18 protein-coding genes are annotated in these 15238 nt (G+C 62.8%); 10 read left to right on the top strand and 8 right to left on the bottom strand.

Going from position 1 to position 15238, the window contains the following annotated elements; genetic code table 11:
• Window positions 1-2: 2 nt before the first annotated feature.
• Complete coding sequence (locus tag HYG82_RS34180) at window positions 3-1124, bottom strand: thiamine ABC transporter substrate-binding protein (protein WP_179261617.1); 1122 nt, start codon at window positions 1122-1124, stop codon at window positions 3-5.
• 64 nt (window positions 1125-1188) lie between these two features.
• Here HYG82_RS34180 and HYG82_RS34175 point away from each other — a divergent pair, with 64 nt between their 5' ends.
• Window positions 1189-2331, top strand: a complete 1143-nt coding sequence (locus HYG82_RS34175; protein WP_179261615.1) for an AI-2E family transporter — start codon at window positions 1189-1191, stop codon at window positions 2329-2331.
• Window positions 2332-2407: 76 nt separating this feature from the next.
• Window positions 2408-3019 carry a DUF5518 domain-containing protein gene (locus HYG82_RS34170; protein ID WP_179261613.1) on the top strand — a complete coding sequence of 204 codons (612 nt, stop codon included), beginning with the start codon at window positions 2408-2410 and terminating at the stop codon, window positions 3017-3019.
• Between the two features lie 48 nt (window positions 3020-3067).
• On the opposite strand, the gene HYG82_RS34165 is transcribed toward HYG82_RS34170, so the two are convergent.
• The 3 genes from HYG82_RS34165 to HYG82_RS34155 are packed head-to-tail and all read right to left on the bottom strand — an operon-like array spanning window position 3068 to window position 5340.
• Window positions 3068-4387, bottom strand: a complete 1320-nt coding sequence (locus HYG82_RS34165) for an ABC transporter permease (RefSeq protein WP_179261611.1) — start codon at window positions 4385-4387, stop codon at window positions 3068-3070.
• Window positions 4384-5136, bottom strand: a complete 753-nt coding sequence (locus HYG82_RS34160; RefSeq protein ID WP_179261609.1) for an ABC transporter ATP-binding protein — start codon at window positions 5134-5136, stop codon at window positions 4384-4386. The genes HYG82_RS34165 and HYG82_RS34160 overlap by 4 nt, the downstream gene beginning before the upstream one ends.
• Before the next feature lie 21 nt (window positions 5137-5157).
• Window positions 5158-5340, bottom strand: coding sequence for a hypothetical protein (locus HYG82_RS34155; RefSeq protein WP_235217692.1), 183 nt, complete (start codon window positions 5338-5340; stop codon window positions 5158-5160).
• Window positions 5341-5536: 196 nt separating this feature from the next.
• Between HYG82_RS34155 and HYG82_RS34150 the strand changes: the two genes are divergently transcribed.
• The 3 genes from HYG82_RS34150 to rpiA are packed head-to-tail and all read left to right on the top strand — an operon-like array spanning window position 5537 to window position 8074.
• Entirely contained in the window at window positions 5537-6475 is a 939-nt protein-coding gene (locus tag HYG82_RS34150; RefSeq protein ID WP_179261607.1) for an ABC transporter ATP-binding protein, read from the top strand.
• The gene (locus tag HYG82_RS34145; protein ID WP_179261605.1) at window positions 6472-7314 is read left to right on the top strand and encodes an ABC transporter permease; all 843 of its coding nucleotides are present in this window, start codon (window positions 6472-6474) and stop codon (window positions 7312-7314) included. The genes HYG82_RS34150 and HYG82_RS34145 overlap by 4 nt, the downstream gene beginning before the upstream one ends.
• 52 nt (window positions 7315-7366) lie before the next feature.
• Window positions 7367-8074 carry a ribose-5-phosphate isomerase RpiA gene (gene rpiA, locus HYG82_RS34140; RefSeq protein WP_179261603.1) on the top strand — a complete coding sequence of 236 codons (708 nt, stop codon included), beginning with the start codon at window positions 7367-7369 and terminating at the stop codon, window positions 8072-8074.
• Between the two features lie 526 nt (window positions 8075-8600).
• On the opposite strand, the gene HYG82_RS34135 is transcribed toward rpiA, so the two are convergent.
• Together HYG82_RS34135 and HYG82_RS34130 are read right to left on the bottom strand one after the other, a co-directional pair.
• Entirely contained in the window at window positions 8601-9077 is a 477-nt protein-coding gene (locus HYG82_RS34135; protein WP_179261601.1) for a hypothetical protein, read from the bottom strand.
• A gap of 177 nt (window positions 9078-9254) precedes the next feature.
• The gene (locus HYG82_RS34130; protein WP_008013450.1) at window positions 9255-9422 is read right to left on the bottom strand and encodes a DUF1931 family protein; all 168 of its coding nucleotides are present in this window, start codon (window positions 9420-9422) and stop codon (window positions 9255-9257) included.
• Between the two features lie 273 nt (window positions 9423-9695).
• On the opposite strand from HYG82_RS34130, the gene larB reads away from it, so the two are divergent.
• The 5 genes from larB (at window position 9696) to HYG82_RS34105 (ending at window position 13678) form a co-directional block, all read left to right on the top strand.
• Window positions 9696-10454 (top strand): nickel pincer cofactor biosynthesis protein LarB, encoded by a 759-nt coding sequence (gene larB, locus HYG82_RS34125; protein WP_179261599.1) that lies wholly within the window; start codon window positions 9696-9698, stop codon window positions 10452-10454.
• A 119-nt stretch (window positions 10455-10573) separates the two neighbouring features.
• Complete coding sequence (locus HYG82_RS34120) at window positions 10574-10723, top strand: DUF7563 family protein (protein WP_179261598.1); 150 nt, start codon at window positions 10574-10576, stop codon at window positions 10721-10723.
• Between the two features lie 74 nt (window positions 10724-10797).
• Window positions 10798-11046: a GIY-YIG nuclease family protein gene (locus HYG82_RS34115; RefSeq protein WP_179261596.1), complete on the top strand. Its 249-nt coding sequence runs from the start codon at window positions 10798-10800 to the stop codon at window positions 11044-11046.
• 111 nt (window positions 11047-11157) lie between these two features.
• Complete coding sequence (locus tag HYG82_RS34110; RefSeq protein ID WP_179261595.1) at window positions 11158-12138, top strand: DUF8054 domain-containing protein; 981 nt, start codon at window positions 11158-11160, stop codon at window positions 12136-12138.
• A gap of 139 nt (window positions 12139-12277) precedes the next feature.
• Window positions 12278-13678 carry a phosphoglucomutase/phosphomannomutase family protein gene (locus tag HYG82_RS34105; protein WP_179261593.1) on the top strand — a complete coding sequence of 467 codons (1401 nt, stop codon included), beginning with the start codon at window positions 12278-12280 and terminating at the stop codon, window positions 13676-13678.
• Between the two features lie 21 nt (window positions 13679-13699).
• On the opposite strand, the gene cysE is transcribed toward HYG82_RS34105, so the two are convergent.
• Together cysE and HYG82_RS34095 are read right to left on the bottom strand one after the other, a co-directional pair.
• A complete protein-coding gene (gene cysE, locus HYG82_RS34100; RefSeq protein ID WP_179261591.1) occupies window positions 13700-14215 on the bottom strand; it encodes a serine O-acetyltransferase in 516 nt (171 codons plus the stop codon).
• Window positions 14216-14471: 256 nt separating this feature from the next.
• A complete protein-coding gene (locus HYG82_RS34095; protein WP_179261589.1) occupies window positions 14472-15140 on the bottom strand; it encodes a metallophosphoesterase family protein in 669 nt (222 codons plus the stop codon).
• Window positions 15141-15238: the final 98 nt, after the last annotated feature.

Here is a 15238-nt window from a genome sequence, read left to right as displayed (position 1 = left end):
GCCTATCGGCCGGCGAACTCGCGCGCCCAGTCCTCGACCCAGCCGTCGAGGTTGCCCCGGAGGGCATCGTAGCCGAACGTCACCGATTCCGGGGGTTCGTGGGCGTACTGGTCGAACTCGGGATCGAGGTCGACGTGCTCCGACGCGACGGCCGGGAACTGGACGTTTCGCTGGGCGATTTCGGCCTGCGCATCGCTCGAGAGGGCGAAATCGAGGAAGGCGTAGGCGAGGTCGAGTTCCGACGCGCGCTCGAAGATTCCCATTCCCTCGGGGTTTGCGTACCCCTGATCGTTCGGGAACCCGATCTGATGTCGACTCATGTCGTAGTCGTACTCGTTTGCGTACACCTGATCTGTCGAGTAGGAGACGACCATCGGCCGCTCTTCCTCCATGTACGATCCGGTATAGGATTCCGTCCAGTCGTCGAGGATTCTGACGCCGTTGGCTTCGAGGTCGCGCCAGTAGTCGAGGTAGCCGTCTTCGCCGTAGGTGTCGATGGTCCACAGGAGGAACGCCTTCCCGGGATCCGAGTGCTGTGCGTTCTGGGCCAACAACGCATCCTGATAATCTGCTTCGAGCAGATCGTCGAAGGTTTCTGGCTCGTCGACGACGGTTTCGTCGTAGACGAGGCTGATATAGCCCGTATCGTAGGCGAGTACCCGTCCGTGCGGATCGCCCATATCGAGCCGATCGCGGATCCGCTCCGAGTTGTCGATTCGATCGACGTTGAGCTCTCGAAGGAGGCCCCCGTCACCGAGGGTATCGTCGATCCGAACGAGGTCGTCGACGTTGAGACCGAAGTAGACGTCCGCCTCAATATCGGCATCCTGTTGCTCCCGATTGATGTAGCGGTTGAGACCTTGACTCGGGACGGTCCACGTAAGCGTCGCGTCGGGATACTCCGCCTCGAATGCCTCCTTGAGCCACGGCCCGGCCGAGTTGTCGCTGTCGACCATCGACGTGTAGGTCGCGACGGTCAGTTCTCCCTCGAGATCGGGATTCTCAGGCTCCGCATCGTCAGTTCCGCCGTTCGTACCGTTTTCTCCCCCATCGCGAGTCAGACAGCCGGCGACTCCGGCTATCGCGCTTCCACCGACTGCACCGACGAACATCCGCCGTTTCATTACGCGGTGGTTGCACTCGGTGGTCTTAAGCAGCGTGATTGACGGTCACCGAGACCGAAAGGTTATGCCGCGCGCACGTGAGGCACGTTCTGTGACAGGGACCGGGGATCGGACCGCGAGCGCGCGTCACCGATACGTTCTCGCAGGGGTCGTCGCGGCTCTCGGAGTCGTGACCGCCGGTATCCTGCTCAAGGTACTCGGGACGATCCTTCTTGCGCTCACGGTGGCGTACGTTCTCGTCCCGGTCCACGGCTGGCTCGTCAGGCGCGGCCTCTCGGAGTGGGCGAGCGCCATCGTCGCGACCTTGATCGGCTTTCTGAGCGCGATCGCCGTCTTCTCGCCGGTGGTCGTCGCGCTCTACTTCCGGATCGAGCAGGTGCTGGCGGTCGTCGAGGGACTCCCGCAGGAGCTTACGATCACGGCCCTCGGCGCGGCGTACACGGTCGAGGCTGGCCAGGTACAGGCACTCGCTGTCGACACGATCAGCAGTGGGGCAACGTCGTTTGCGCTGGCGTTACCGGTGCTCGCGATCAAGTTCGCGCTGTTCGTCGTTCTGTTGTTCGGGCTCTTGCTCAAGGGCGACGAGGCGGGCCGGGCCGCCGTCGCACCGATTCCCTACGGCTATCGATACATCGTGTATGCGCTCGCTACGCGGGCACGGGAGACACTGTATGCGATCTACGTGCTGCAGGTTGCGACGTCGATCGCGACGATGGCGGTCGCCTACCCCCTATTCTGGGGCCTCGGATACGACGCCCCATTGACCCTCTCGATTCTCGCTGCAGTCCTCCAGTTCGTTCCGATCGTCGGGCCGAGCTTGCTCATCGCTCCGATTGCGCTCTATCACGTCGTCGTGGGTGATCTCGTCGCGGCGGTCCTGATCGGCGTGTCGGGACTCGTCCTCGTGGGCTGGCTCCCGGACGTCGCCGTTCGGCCGCGATTGGCCCGGCGCTCTGCGGGGCTCTCGGGCAGCCTCTACTTCGTCGGCTTCACCGGCGGACTCTTCACCCTCGGCGCAATCGGCGTCATCGTCGGCCCGCTGATCGTCGCGGTCTTCGTCGAAGCGGTCGACCTGCTCGCCGACGAGGTAAACAGCGACGCCTCGTTCAGCGAGATTATCGAGAAGGATCTCGAGACGACGCCCGACGACGCCGAAGAGACGCAGGTGGCCTTCGAGGAGTCGGACACGCGGACCGCAGACGACTAGCTGTCGGCCCTATCGACACGATTTCTGACACGAACGACCACCGACACTTTTCTCGGTGCCGCGCGTTTAGTAACGCATGGTCCGTAGTCGAACCGCCGTCAACGCGCTCATCGGTGCCGTCGTCGGCGTCGTCCTCTCGTTTATTCCGCTGTCGCCCGTCATCGGCGGTGCCGTCGCCGGCTTCCTCGAGGGCCCAGACGAACGTGCCGGAACGAAAGTAGGCGCTCTGGCCGGGGCAGTCGCGTTCCTCCCGATCGCGATCGGCGGGTTTCTCGTGCTCGGCTTTCTCGGGTTCGGTCTCGGATTCGTCGGTGGAGCCCCCGCAGCGGGTGTTTTCTTTCTCCTGATTATGATCGTCAGCATGCTCCTGTTTTTCCTCCTCTATACAGTCGGTCTGTCCGCACTCGGAGGGTATCTGGGCGCGTACTTCGCGGACGAATATCCGACGAAGCGACGGCGGACTCGAGAGACGATCGGAATCGAATCGGCGTCGGATCGATCCGCCCGCTCCGTCGATGCGGCTCCCATTCGCGACCGCGACTCGAGACCGGACCGAAATCACGATCACGACTCGGAAACGGACCGCCCGTCGAATCGGGACGCCGATCGCGATCAGAACCTGGGCCCCTCGGAATCCACCGGGAACCGGAACTCAGACGGGGACCGAGACCGGGATCGGGCCCGGTAACCCGACCGATCGAGCGGACGATCGAGGCCGATCGAATCAGCGGTCGGACTACTCGTATCTGAGAGCGTCTATCGGATCCGTGCGCGCGGCCCGCCAGGCCGGATACAGTCCGGCGAGGACTCCCACGAGCATTCCGACGACGATAGCGAGCGCGACGTACTCGAGGGGATAGACCAGCGGGAGGTCGATGTACTGTGCCCCGAAATACCCGGCGACGAGTCCCAGTCCCGTTCCCAGTATCGCGCCTATCACCCCGAGAATCACCGCTTCGGTCAGGAACAGCCCGAGGACGTCTCGGTTTTGTGCGCCGACGGCTTTCATGATACCGATTTCGCGGGTCCGTTCGGTGACGCTGACGAGCATGATGTTCGCGATACCGATCGAGCCGACCAGCAATGAGATCGCAGCGATCCCCACGATGAAGTTCCGGAGGAGATCGAGCACGTCCTGAAGCTGTTGGAGCAACTCCGTGCTCGTTCGAAGTTGTACCTCGAGGTCGTCTCCCATGCGCTCGCTCGCGTCGCTGCGGTCGCTCTCGAGGTAGTCGACTGCAGCCTCGCGGGCGGCGTCGATGGCCGCCTGATCGTCGGAGGGTGCCTCGACGACGATGGCGAGGAAGCGTGCCGGGTCGTCGGTGGCGCTCTCGTTCCCACCGCCGCGGTCGTCCCCTCCTCCGTTCGCGGTATCGCCGTTCCCGCCGCCGAACCCGAGTCTGGCCGCCTGCTCCGTGTAGTACGGATCGGTCGGCACGTAGACCCGAGGCGACGACTCGAATCCTTCGAACGGGCTCAGCCCCTCGCTGGTGTCGGTGATGCCGACCACCTCGATCGTGGTGCGCTGGCCCCCCAGAAACGCCACGGTGAGCTCATCGCCGACGGTGACGTTCTCTTCGAATTGGCCCGCTGCTGCGGGGTTGATCACCGCCTCTCGTTCACCCATCTGGAACCGTCTCCCCTCGGCCAACTGCTCTTCGCGGATGTACGACGGCCCCGATGCGACCAGCCCATTCCCCTGTGCGACGGTCTCGTTGCCGTCAGAGAGTGCCTGCGTCTGGATCGTCGCGTAGCCGTAGGCCGCTTCGACGTCCTCGAGTTCCTCGACGGCCTCGAGGTCATCCTGCGTAAAGACGGGCTGGGCACCCGCCAGCGGTCCGCCCTCGGTGTTCGGTTCGGCTGCCCAGCCGTAGAGGCTGCGCTGGTCGTCGGGACTGATGTCGCCGATAATTCCCGCTTGCAGGCTCGCGCCGAGACTGACGAACGCAATCACCGCGGCGATTCCGATTACGATTCCAAGCGTCGTCAGCGCCGACCGGAGCTTGTGGCCGCGGATCGATCGCCACGCCAGCCGAAGGCTTTCGAGCGGGTTCATGCCGTGTCGTCCCCCGGTTCCCGATCTGGCGCCGATCCCGCTGTCGGTTCATCAGCACCATCGAGCTCCTCGATTCGTTCGATTTTCCCGTCGAGGAGGTGAACGATTCGATCTGCTCGTTCGGCGACGTGGCGCTCGTGGGTAACGACCAACATCGTTGTCCCTCCCCCGTGAAATTCGTCGAAGAGGTCGAGTATATCGCTTTCAGTCTCCGTATCGAGATTCCCTGACGGTTCGTCAGCCAGTACGATCGCTGGATCGTTGATCAGTGCCCGAGCCAACGCAACTCGCTGTCGCTGTCCGCCGGACAGTTCGTTCGGTAGATGGTCCGCCCGATCGGCCAGTCCCACGCGCTCGAGGAGGTCCCGCGCTCGGTCCCGCCGTGTCGCTCGGTCGACGTTCTGGAACAGTTGCGGCAGCGCCACGTTCTCGAGCGCGTCCAGCCTCGGCATGAGGTTGAACGTCTGGAAGACGAATCCGACCTCGGTTCCCCGGAGGGTGGTGCGTTCGCGGTCGCTGAGCGCGCCGACATCGCGACCGCCGACGACCACGGTTCCTTCGGACGGCGTATCGAGGCAGCCCACGAGATTCATGAGCGTCGACTTGCCGGAGCCGCTCGGCCCCATAATCGCGATATAGGCCCCGCGTGGTACCTCGAGAGTGACACCGTCGAGTGCGTGGACGGGTTCGCCGATCCGATACGTTTTCCGGACGTTCGAGAGAGAAACGGCCGTGTCCGAAGACGCCATGCGCGTTCGACCACGGACTGTTCAAAAAAAGTTCCGCGCAGTCTCGAGTCGATTTGCGCGTGTTACGCGGGCACAGATCGTCTCGGCCCAATGTCCGATTCGGATTTCCGACCGCTCCATGTCCTGGTCGCGTGCCGCCCCCGTCGCCGCCTGTCGGTTCGCTCCCTCACTCCGCTTCTGGTCTCGATTCCCTTCCTCCTCCATCCCGTTCTTTACTCCCCTTTCGCTGCGGTTCCTCGAGTCTCTTCCCGGTGTGGATATTCCCTTACGACTTGGTGTGGCACTCGACCGGTAGAGCCGTTACGACCGTTCTGGAGATCCGATCTATATTTATTTGCTAGTGATCATATACCAAACAAGATACTTATGTATTGGAATGGTACGACAGGATAATTGAACGATGGATGCAATCGATATCAACGGCGTAACGAAACGATACGGTTCGGAGACGGCGCTTGATGGACTCGACTTGACCGTCGAGCGCGGAGAAATCTACGGGTTTCTCGGTCCGAACGGTGCGGGTAAGTCGACGACGATCAATCTCATCCTCGATTTCATTCGGCCGACTGACGGCGAGGTGCGCGTGTTCGACCTCGACGCCCAGTCGGAGAGCCTCGAAATCCGTGAACGGACCGGAATCCTTCCCGAGGGGGCCGAACTGTACGACCGACTCACCGGCCGCCAACACGTCGAGTTCGCGATCGAATCGAAGGCGGCCGACGACGACCCTGACGCCCTCTTAGAGCGGGTGGGTATCGCAGATGCGGCCGAGAAAAAAGCGGGTGGGTACTCGAAGGGGATGTCCCAGCGCCTCATGCTCGCGACGGCGCTGGTCGGCGACCCGGACCTCCTGATACTCGACGAACCCTCGACGGGACTCGATCCCAACGGAGCCCGCGAGATGCGCGAAATCATCCGCGAGGAGAAATCGCGCGGCGCGACCGTGTTCTTTTCCTCGCACGTTCTCGGACAAGTCGAGGCGGTGTGCGATCGCGTCGGCATCCTCCGTGACGGCGACCTGATCGCGGAAGACACCGTCGAAGGTCTCCGCGACTCCATGCCGACCCAGACCCAGCTGCGGGTAACGCTCGATCAGAGCCCCGACGCCTCTTCGGCCGTGATCGATGCCGTCGAAGCGCTCGATGGCGTTTCGTCAGTGACTCCTGACGGACGGACACTCGTCGTCGCCTGCGAGAGCGATGCGAAGACGCGCGTACTACAGACGATCGAAGACCACGACGTGACCGTCGAGGACTTCGAAACCGGCGAGTCATCGCTCGAGGAGCTGTTCGTCGCGTACACGTCTGATGCAAAAGACGAGATGGGGGTGGTCCAATGAGCTCGATCATCGTCGCGAAAAAGGACTTTCAGGACGCCGTTCGTTCGCGTGCGCTGATCGGTCTGACTCTCCTCTTTGCGCTGTTTACCGTCGGCGGCTCATACCTCGCATCAGAGGCATCGTCGATCTTTGGGTCGGGCGGCGGCAGTTCGACGTTGGATCTGCTCATCGCGCTGCAGACACCGGCGTCCTATCTGGTCCCAATCATTGCGCTGTTCGTCGGGTATGGTGCGATCGCCGGCGAGCGAGAGAGCGGGAGCCTCAAGTTCCTTCTCGGGCTTCCTCATCGTCGACGGGACGTCGTTCTCGGGAAGATCCTCGGTCGGACGGGCGTCGTCGTCGTGTCGATTCTGGTCGGCTTTGCCGTCGGATTGGTCGCCCTCTTTGCCTTCGTCGGCTCGGTCTCGCTTCGCTACTACGTCCTGTTTACCCTGATGACGGTACTGTTCGCGTTCGTCTACGTTTGTATCGGCGTCGGACTGTCCTCGATGACGCGGTCGACGACCAGAGCGGCCGCTGGCGCGTTCGGATTTATCGTGTTGTTCAAACTCCTTTGGGGGACCATCGGGCTGGTCTTGATGCACTTCATCGAGGGTGAGATGCTCGCGCAACCGATGCCTGACTGGTATCTCGTGTTCGTTTCGGTGCCGCCCGATAGCGCCTTTAATTCCGCGACCAGCGCCTTGTTAAACGCAACCGAGTTCGCGAACACCAACGGATTTAGTCCCGAGAACCTCCCGCTCATCGCCGAGCCGTGGTTCGGATTTGTCCTGCTTGCAGCCTGGGCGCTGGTGCCACTCGGGCTCGGAATCTGGCGCTTCGACAGCGTCGACCTCTGAGGGCCGACGACGAGATGCAACGTTTTTGGCGTCGCCGCTCGCTTGCATAGCCATGAAGACGGAGGGTGGTTCCGACGGAGCGAAACGTCGCGCCGGCGATCGTGCAGCCGAGGCGGTCGAAGACGGGTTCGTCGTTGGTCTGGGCACCGGCTCGACGGCCGCCTGCGCGATCCGGGCGCTCGGTCGTGCCGTCGACGACGGCCTCGAGATTCGCGGCATTCCCACCTCGTTTCAGGCCCGCAAACTCGCTCTCGAGGTCGGAATTCCGCTGACCGACCTCGATGCAGTCGACGGCGTTGACGTTGCGATCGATGGTGCGGATCAGATCGTCGATGCTCCCGATGCACCGGCACACGGCGCACTGATCAAAGGCGGCGGTGGGGCCCACGCGCGAGAGAAACTTGTCGATTCGGCGGCCGACCGGTTCGTCGTCGTCGCTGATCCCTCGAAACTGACTGACAGACTCGACAATCCGGTCCCGGTCGAAGTTCTCCCCGACGCCCACTCCGTGGTGGCAGATCGCATTCGAGAACTCGACGGTGAGCCGATGCTCCGGAACGCCGAACGAAAGGACGGACCGATCGTGACCGACAATGGCAACCTCGTACTCGACTGCGCGTTCGGTGCGATCGACGACCCAGACGGTCTAGCGATGCAACTCTCGAGGCTCCCGGGTGTTGTCGAACACGGATTGTTCGTCGGTCTTGCCGATATGACTTACGTCGGTTCCGAAGACGGAGTCGACACCCGTCGGTACTGAGACGAATGTGGTTCTCCCGTTGCGACACAACGGACGACGTCGTTACGGTGGACAAACTGGTATCGCGTCAGTCACTGCTCTCCATAGCCGAATCAGTCGGCGCATCGACCGATGCCGGAACTGCCAGCGAATACGCAGATAATTTCTAGTACCCGCATCGATGGTACTATCCCCCTTCTCAGCTCGAGTTCGTCGGCGTTTTCGCAATCGAGGTCGAGATTTCGTTCGACGGTCGTCCGGGGAAACAACGTCAGAACGAACCCCGAGACTGACAGATACCGGTTCACTGACCGCTGATGGACTCGCTTTCCGTCTGCCCAGCCGGACGAAGGAAAGCCCAAAACGGGCAATCGGAATCGTCGAGGATCGCAACCGCCTATCGCCGGAATTCACGGATACGGCCGTTCGCTGACGCCGATGAGCCGGTTCGGAGCGATCTCCCCGAGGGGGCCGAATCCGGCTGCCAGAGCCCGTGTGCAATTCATCGATCGTAGTTCGAAGCCGTCGGTTTTGCCGTTGGAGGTCGTTACCGTGTCGGAAGCCGAAGCCGACGTCCTGCTGTCGTGTCGCCGTCGCTGGCGTCGTCGTCGCTCTCTGCGTTCTCCACGTCGACGACATCTCTATCGGTGTCTCGGGAGAGCAGCGTTACAGTCAGGTAGAGGACGCCGAGCAGACGCGCTGCTGGAACCACCCACGGCTGTAACTCGAGATCGTCCGTGTTAGCGTAGACGAGGTGTTGACTGACCGTGATAACCGGTTGCGGAACCATCACGAGCACCATGCCAGCCAGTCCGAGGAGACCGCTGATCAGCGTTGATCCCGTCCGTCCGCGGGCGAGCAGCCAGACGAACGCCAGCCCCTCGAGTCGAGCGCCGGTAAGCGCAAGCGGGCGTCGCTGGGTGGCCTCCGGGTTCCGCAGGCCGATCCGCTCGCACATCCTGATGACCGGCTCCGGCTTGACGATCTCGACGATTCCAAAGCCGATCAAGAGTTTGCGCAACATGCATTCCGGAGGTACGATGGCACACGGCAAAAAACGCGAGCCGGCAACTGGAGCGACCATCGGGTATCCCCGACGCTGGAGATGTCACGTGTCGGGGTCCATTCGACGGCCGATCCATTGTCCGGACGGTTACGTCGCTAGTCGCGAAGCGATCGAAAAAATTTCGAGTGGCGTCCCTTACAGGTCGCGAGGCTGAACCGTCTTTCGGTCGTTGGCCTCTGCCCGTCGGGCAGCGTCGTCGAGCAGTTCGGAAACTTCCTCGTCGAGTGCGTCGTAGAAATCCGAGGCGACGTTTTTGTCATCGAGCGCTTCCTTAACGGCGGCTTTGACGATAAGGTCTGCCATACGATGTATCCGTTTCGCGTTACCTCATATAAATCTATTGGTTAGTAGCGGAAATACGGGGGATGCAGCGGTTCATTCGGCTGTTTCGACCGGCCGGACCACCGGAAAGTATATGTTTGATGAATGGCCGACACGGATTTCTCCACCGGGAAACGCCAAAATAGCGCTCGCGCGCGCTCCTCCGGGGCTCGCAGCACCTCTGGTGGGACGAACTGGTCGCCGGTCGAGCGAACAGGTCGACGGATTCGAGTATCTCGGCCGCAGAGGACGAGCATGCGAGAACTCCTCGAGGCTGTAGCTGACGGTTCGCTGTCGCCAGCCCAGGCTGAAGCGGAACTCAACGGGTACGTAACCGGCGATGCGGGCCGGTTCGATGCAGCCCGCGACCAGCGTCGCGGGGTCCCAGAGGCGATCTTCGCCGAGGGAAAGTCGGCCGACCAAATCGTCGCACTCGCCGAAACCGCTCTGGAAACGACGGATCGCGCGTTACTCACCCGGATATCTCCGCCTCAATTCGAAGCGCTCGAGAGTTACGTCGACGAGACGATCCCGGATGCGACGATCGAGCGGCGGGAGACGACGGTACGAGTGATGGCTCCCGACTACGAGCCGCCGTCGATCGACGCGGCGGTGGGGATCGCTACCGGTGGCACGGTCGACGGCCCAGTTGCTGCCGAGGCCGAAGCCGTCTGTTTGGATGCGGGGGTAACGATCGATCGAGTCGACGACATCGGCGTCGCGGCGCTTTCTCGAACGCTCGATCAACTCGAACGGCTCCGCGATGCGGACGTATTGATCGTCGCCGCCGGCCGGGAGGGCGCTCTGCCGACCGTCGTCGCCGGCCTCGTGGATACGCCGGTGATCGGCGTTCCGATCTCGAGCGGGTACGGCTACGCCGGCGACGGAGAGGGGGCGCTCGCCGGGATGCTTCAGTCCTGTACCGTTCTTTCGGTCGTCAACATCGATGCGGGATTCGTCGCCGGAGCGCAGGCCGTCCTGATTGCCCGAACGATCGCCGCGGCTCGCGACTGAAGAGTATACTTGATAGTAGAAAATTACTTTTTACAATCGAAAAGCCAAACGGTGTTGGGAGAAACTTACTTAGCCAGTCGAATAATAGATTGATGTACCGGCTTCGGCCGGTGTGACCAATGCCCAAGTGTGACCACTGTGGCGCGCACGTCTCCGAACAGTTCGCACGCGTCTTCGCTGACAAACACGGAAAAATCCACGCATGCATCAGTTGTTCAGCTAACGCCGGCATCGCAGAAGCTGCAAAAGAGCGCGCTCACGGTACCTGACGAACCACGACCGACAACCACGCGCCCTCACAGACGGGACGCTTTTTTTAGGCACCCGTCCCTGCCCACAGCGGATGACCGATCACGTCGTTTACGTCCTCGAGTGTGCCGACGGATCGCTGTACACCGGCTATACGACCGACCTGGAGCGACGGGTGGCCGAACACGACGCAGGCGAGGGTGCCAAGTATACACGCGGACGGACGCCAGTTCGTCTTCGATACCACGAACGATTCGAGTCGAAATCGGCGGCGATGTCGCGCGAGTACGAAATCAAACAACTGAGTCGCGCACAGAAAGAACAGCTCATTGACCTCGAGTGAGGGATGCCCGCTTTTTGTGCTGACTCGACGGCGACCGCCTCGCTCGATGCTAGTATCCCTCCGACCGTGTTCGAAAAATAGATGTATACTGGGTATGACAGTATACTCGAGATGCAACTCGACGTCGTCGACGATCTCAAACAGCCCGAATACACCGGCGAAAACCGGTGTGAACCCTGTACCGTGTTGAACCTCGTTATCGCGGCGGTGATCGGCTCCGTCGTCGCGCGAAAGTCCCGCCTCGGCGGTGCCCTCGCCGTCGCGGTGTCGATCACCCTGATTTATCTCCGCGGCTATCTCGTCCCCGGTACGCCGACGCTGACCAAACGCTACCTTCCACCGGAAGTCCTGCGCTGGTTCGGCAAGGATCCTGATCCTGCGATGGCGAGTGGCCTCGGCTCGGATGACGGCGGGGAATTGACCGAAATCGGCGACCCGGAGCGCGACCAACCGAAGCGGGAATCGGATGGTTCCGCCACCGAGTCGGTCTTCGAGGAGGACGCTACCGTCGGCCCCGCAGAGAGTGACGGCGGTTCGAGCGACGTCGGCGACGACGGCGACGAACCGGCCACCGTCGATCTCGAGACGTTCTTCGTCGAGCACGACGTTCTCGAGCCGTGTTCGGACAGGGACGACCTCTGTCTCACGGACGATTTCGAAACCGCCTGGCTGGCCGCGATCGATCCGCTCGACGAATCGGGCATCGACGCTGCGGCGGCCGTCGATGCCTTTGGCTTCGATGCGGATCCTGACGAGTTCGATCTCGAGACGCGCGACGAGACCCGAGTTTTGCTTTCCGGCTCTGTAGTTGCCGGCCGCTGGCCCTCTCGAGCCGCCGTGATCGCGGACGTCGCCGCAAGCCAGGCTCTCGAATCGTGGGTCGACGACTGGAGCGAGTACGACTCCAGGACGAAAGGCGAGGTGCTCAACAGCCTTCGGATGTTCCTCGAGACCTGTCCGTCCGGTGGCGACGTACAGATGGGAGAGGAAGTCGTCGAATCCTGCTGTACGTCCCACGAAGTCGTCGCAGTCACCTGTGAGGAGACGGGCGAACGCCTCTTCGAACAACGTCTCGCAGACGTCGATGCCTGATCGCCTCCTCGAGACCCGATACTACCGTTCCCGTCAGGAAGCCGACCGCCGAAATCGGCGGTGAAATCCCGTTCGGCTCCGTTCACGGATACTGTATTGGCCCGTCGCCTTTTTCGCATCGGCTCTCGACCACCGAAGTATGGAGACGATTCGCTTCGGCACCGACGGTTGGCGGGCGCCACTCGAGGAGTTTACGACTCCACGGGTTCGGATGGTTGGGCAAGCGGTCGCGACGTATCTCGCTGACGAGGGCCTCGAGGGCCCCATCGCGGTGGGCTACGACGCTCGCGAAACGTCGCGAGGATTCGCCGAAGAACTTACGCGAGTGCTCTGTGCGAACGGCTTCGACGTGTTGCTTTCAGACCGGGACCGGCCGACCCCGCTTGTCGCCTACGCGATCGTCGACCGCGACCTCGCCGGCGGACTGGTGATCACCGCCTCACACAATCCGCCCGAGTACAACGGCGTAAAATTCATTCCCCACGACGGCGCACCGGCCCTGCCGGCCGTCACCGACGCCATCGCGGATCGTCTGGCCGAACCAGATCCGCTCCCCGAGGACGACCACGGAACCGCTCGCGAGGTCGACTTCGCCGAGCCACACGCCGACGCTGCTATGGCTCTCGTCGAGGGGATCACCGGCAGTGCCGACCTCTCTGAACTGACCGTCGCTTACGATGCCATCCACGGCAGCGGTCGCGGAACTACCGACGCCTTGCTCGAGCGCGCCGGCGCTTCCGTGAAACGATTGCGGTGCGAACGCGATCCGGATTTCGGCGGCGGCTCTCCGGAACCCGCCGCCCAGAATCTCGATGCGCTGATCGCGACGGTTACGGACGGCGACTCCGATGGTGTCGTGGACCTCGGAATCGCGAACGACGGCGATGCCGACCGAATCGCTGTCGTCACGCCCGAACGGGGATATCTCAACGAGAATCTCTTTTTCGCTGCGCTCTACGAGTACCTGCTCGAGGACGAGTCGGGTTCGGTCGTCCGTTCCGTTTCGACTACCTACCTGATCGATCGAGTCGCCGAGGCCCACGGCGAGACCGTCCACGAGGTCCCGGTCGGCTTCAAGTGGGTTGCCAGGGCGATGGCCGAACGCGACGCACTGATCGGCGGCGAGGAATCGGGCGGCTTCACCGTCCGGGGTCACGTCCGCGAGAAAGACGGTGTCCTGATGGCGCTGCTCGCCGGCGCGATGCACGCCGAAGAACCGTTAGACGAGCGGATCGACCGGTTGCTCGAGGATCACGGCACCGTCGTCCAGGACAAGACGAGCGTCGACTGCCCCGACGATGAGAAAGACCGTGTCCTGTCGGACCTCGAAGACGAGATCCCCGAGACCGTCGCCGGAACCACAGTGGAAGATGTAAACACTGCCGACGGCTTCAAACTCTTGTTGGCCGACGGCTCGTGGCTGCTCGTCCGTCCCAGCGGAACCGAGCCGGTATTGCGGGTCTACGCCGAAGCATCCGATGCAGAACGGGTTCGAGAACTGCTCGAGGCAGGAGAGGAACTGCTCGAGCCGCTGGTTTGACCGTCCGAGTACGCTCCGCCGTCAATCGACGCGTTCCGCCGGACTTCCGGCGACGGTCACACCGGATTCGACGTCTCGGGTAACGACCGACCCGGCGCCGACAGCCGCCCGTTCGCCGATCGTGATGTCACCAAGCAGCGTCGCGTTGGCACCGATCTGTACGCCGTCTTCGACCGTCGGATGACGTTTTATCGGTTCGTTCGTGTCGCCGCCGAGCGTGACGCCGTGGTACATATGGACGTCGTCGCCGATCTCGGCCGTTTCGCCGATGACGACGCCCATCCCGTGATCGATCGTCACTCGCCGCCCGATTTCGGCGGCCGGATGGATCTCTACCCCCGTCAGCAGACGAACGATGTGAGAGCATAGCCGCGCGAACGGTCGCCCGGCCCCGCCGCCGTTCCAGCAGCGGTGGGCGAGGCGGTGAGCCCAGACCGCGTGTAGGCCCGGATAACAGCAAAGCACCTCGAGCCACCCCTTCGCGGCCGGATCCCGCTTGCGCATCGCTCGGACGTCCTCGCGGAGACGCCTAAACATCGACCTCGCCTGCCGTCCCCGCGGACCCGGTCTCGACGCGCGGTTCTCCTCGCGTCCACGGTTCTCCTCGCGTCCACGGTTCTCCTCGCGTCCACGCAAGTGCCGGGGATCGACAACACCGGCTAGCGGTGCGACGAGGTCGATTCCTGTCGAAACACGCGGTCTGACCGGTGGATACCATGGTCACACGTAGCGGTGGGTGAGTGTAAAGCGATTCGTTCCGATCTCATCGACGCGTTCCTTAGCTGCCGACCGGTCACTTGCCGCGAGCCAACCGCGTCCCGATTCGGTCGGGGAGCCCGGTCTCCGCAACGGCCGCCTGAACCGCTTCGAGGTCGTACTCGACGCGGCTCGTTTCGACCGTCAGCGCATCGAGATCCACGACGGCGTAGCCCGCTCGCGGATCGCCATCGCGAGGCTGGCCGACGCTGCCGGGGTTGACGACGATCCCTTCGGCGAACTGCTCGACCCCTTGCACGTGGGTGTGACCGAGCACCAGCACGTCCTCGTCGCCGAGCATTCGCGGCGAGAATTCCCTCGGGTACGTGTATCGCGTGTATCGTTCGGGATCGTCCGGGTGGCCGTGGACGAGTTTCACCCGTCCGTCGCATTCGAGTCGTTCGTCCGGCAACGAAGCCAGCCACTCGAGCTGATCCGCCGAAAGTCGCTTTTTTGCGTGTTCGACGCCCGCACGAGCCATGCCGTTGAACCGGAAGGCGGTCCCCTCGACGACCGCGGCGTCGTGATTCCCCATCACCGTTGGCACGTCCCGCTCCCGGTGTGCGTCGACGCAGTCGGCCGGCCAGGGGTTGTATCCGACCACGTCGCCCGCACAGCACAATTCGTCGACCGGGGGCATGTCCTCGAGGACGGCCTCGAGGGCGACCCGATTGCCGTGGACGTCCGAAATGAGTCCGACCCTCATGCTGGAGCATAACAGCCGGGAGGGATTTGTAGGTTATCCGCGGCCGGTATCGGGGTGGCCACCTGACTGGTCGGCCTGTGCGCTGTAAGGCAGGCGGC

Source organism: Natrinema halophilum (assembly GCF_013402815.2).
GTDB lineage: Archaea > Halobacteriota > Halobacteria > Halobacteriales > Natrialbaceae > Natrinema > Natrinema halophilum.
This window is presented reverse-complemented; position numbering and strand designations above follow the sequence as displayed.

Coding starts and splice junctions, on each gene's coding strand:
- HYG82_RS34095 (WP_179261589.1), bottom strand. CDS start 15,140: ATGAGGGTCGGACTCATTTCGGACGTCCACGGCAATCGGGTCGCCCTC.
- HYG82_RS34180 (WP_179261617.1), bottom strand. CDS start 1,124: ATGAAACGGCGGATGTTCGTCGGTGCAGTCGGTGGAAGCGCGATAGCC.
- HYG82_RS34110 (WP_179261595.1), top strand. CDS start 11,158: ATGCAACTCGACGTCGTCGACGATCTCAAACAGCCCGAATACACCGGC.
- HYG82_RS34170 (WP_179261613.1), top strand. CDS start 2,408: ATGGTCCGTAGTCGAACCGCCGTCAACGCGCTCATCGGTGCCGTCGTC.
- HYG82_RS34175 (WP_179261615.1), top strand. CDS start 1,189: ATGCCGCGCGCACGTGAGGCACGTTCTGTGACAGGGACCGGGGATCGG.
- HYG82_RS34160 (WP_179261609.1), bottom strand. CDS start 5,136: ATGGCGTCTTCGGACACGGCCGTTTCTCTCTCGAACGTCCGGAAAACG.
- HYG82_RS34165 (WP_179261611.1), bottom strand. CDS start 4,387: ATGAACCCGCTCGAAAGCCTTCGGCTGGCGTGGCGATCGATCCGCGGC.
- HYG82_RS34130 (WP_008013450.1), bottom strand. CDS start 9,422: ATGGCAGACCTTATCGTCAAAGCCGCCGTTAAGGAAGCGCTCGATGAC.
- rpiA (WP_179261603.1), top strand. CDS start 7,367: ATGAAGACGGAGGGTGGTTCCGACGGAGCGAAACGTCGCGCCGGCGAT.
- HYG82_RS34120 (WP_179261598.1), top strand. CDS start 10,574: ATGCCCAAGTGTGACCACTGTGGCGCGCACGTCTCCGAACAGTTCGCA.
- HYG82_RS34115 (WP_179261596.1), top strand. CDS start 10,798: ATGACCGATCACGTCGTTTACGTCCTCGAGTGTGCCGACGGATCGCTG.
- HYG82_RS34155 (WP_235217692.1), bottom strand. CDS start 5,340: ATGGAGGAGGAAGGGAATCGAGACCAGAAGCGGAGTGAGGGAGCGAAC.
- HYG82_RS34105 (WP_179261593.1), top strand. CDS start 12,278: ATGGAGACGATTCGCTTCGGCACCGACGGTTGGCGGGCGCCACTCGAG.
- cysE (WP_179261591.1), bottom strand. CDS start 14,215: ATGTTTAGGCGTCTCCGCGAGGACGTCCGAGCGATGCGCAAGCGGGAT.
- HYG82_RS34145 (WP_179261605.1), top strand. CDS start 6,472: ATGAGCTCGATCATCGTCGCGAAAAAGGACTTTCAGGACGCCGTTCGT.
- HYG82_RS34135 (WP_179261601.1), bottom strand. CDS start 9,077: ATGTTGCGCAAACTCTTGATCGGCTTTGGAATCGTCGAGATCGTCAAG.
- HYG82_RS34150 (WP_179261607.1), top strand. CDS start 5,537: ATGGATGCAATCGATATCAACGGCGTAACGAAACGATACGGTTCGGAG.
- larB (WP_179261599.1), top strand. CDS start 9,696: ATGCGAGAACTCCTCGAGGCTGTAGCTGACGGTTCGCTGTCGCCAGCC.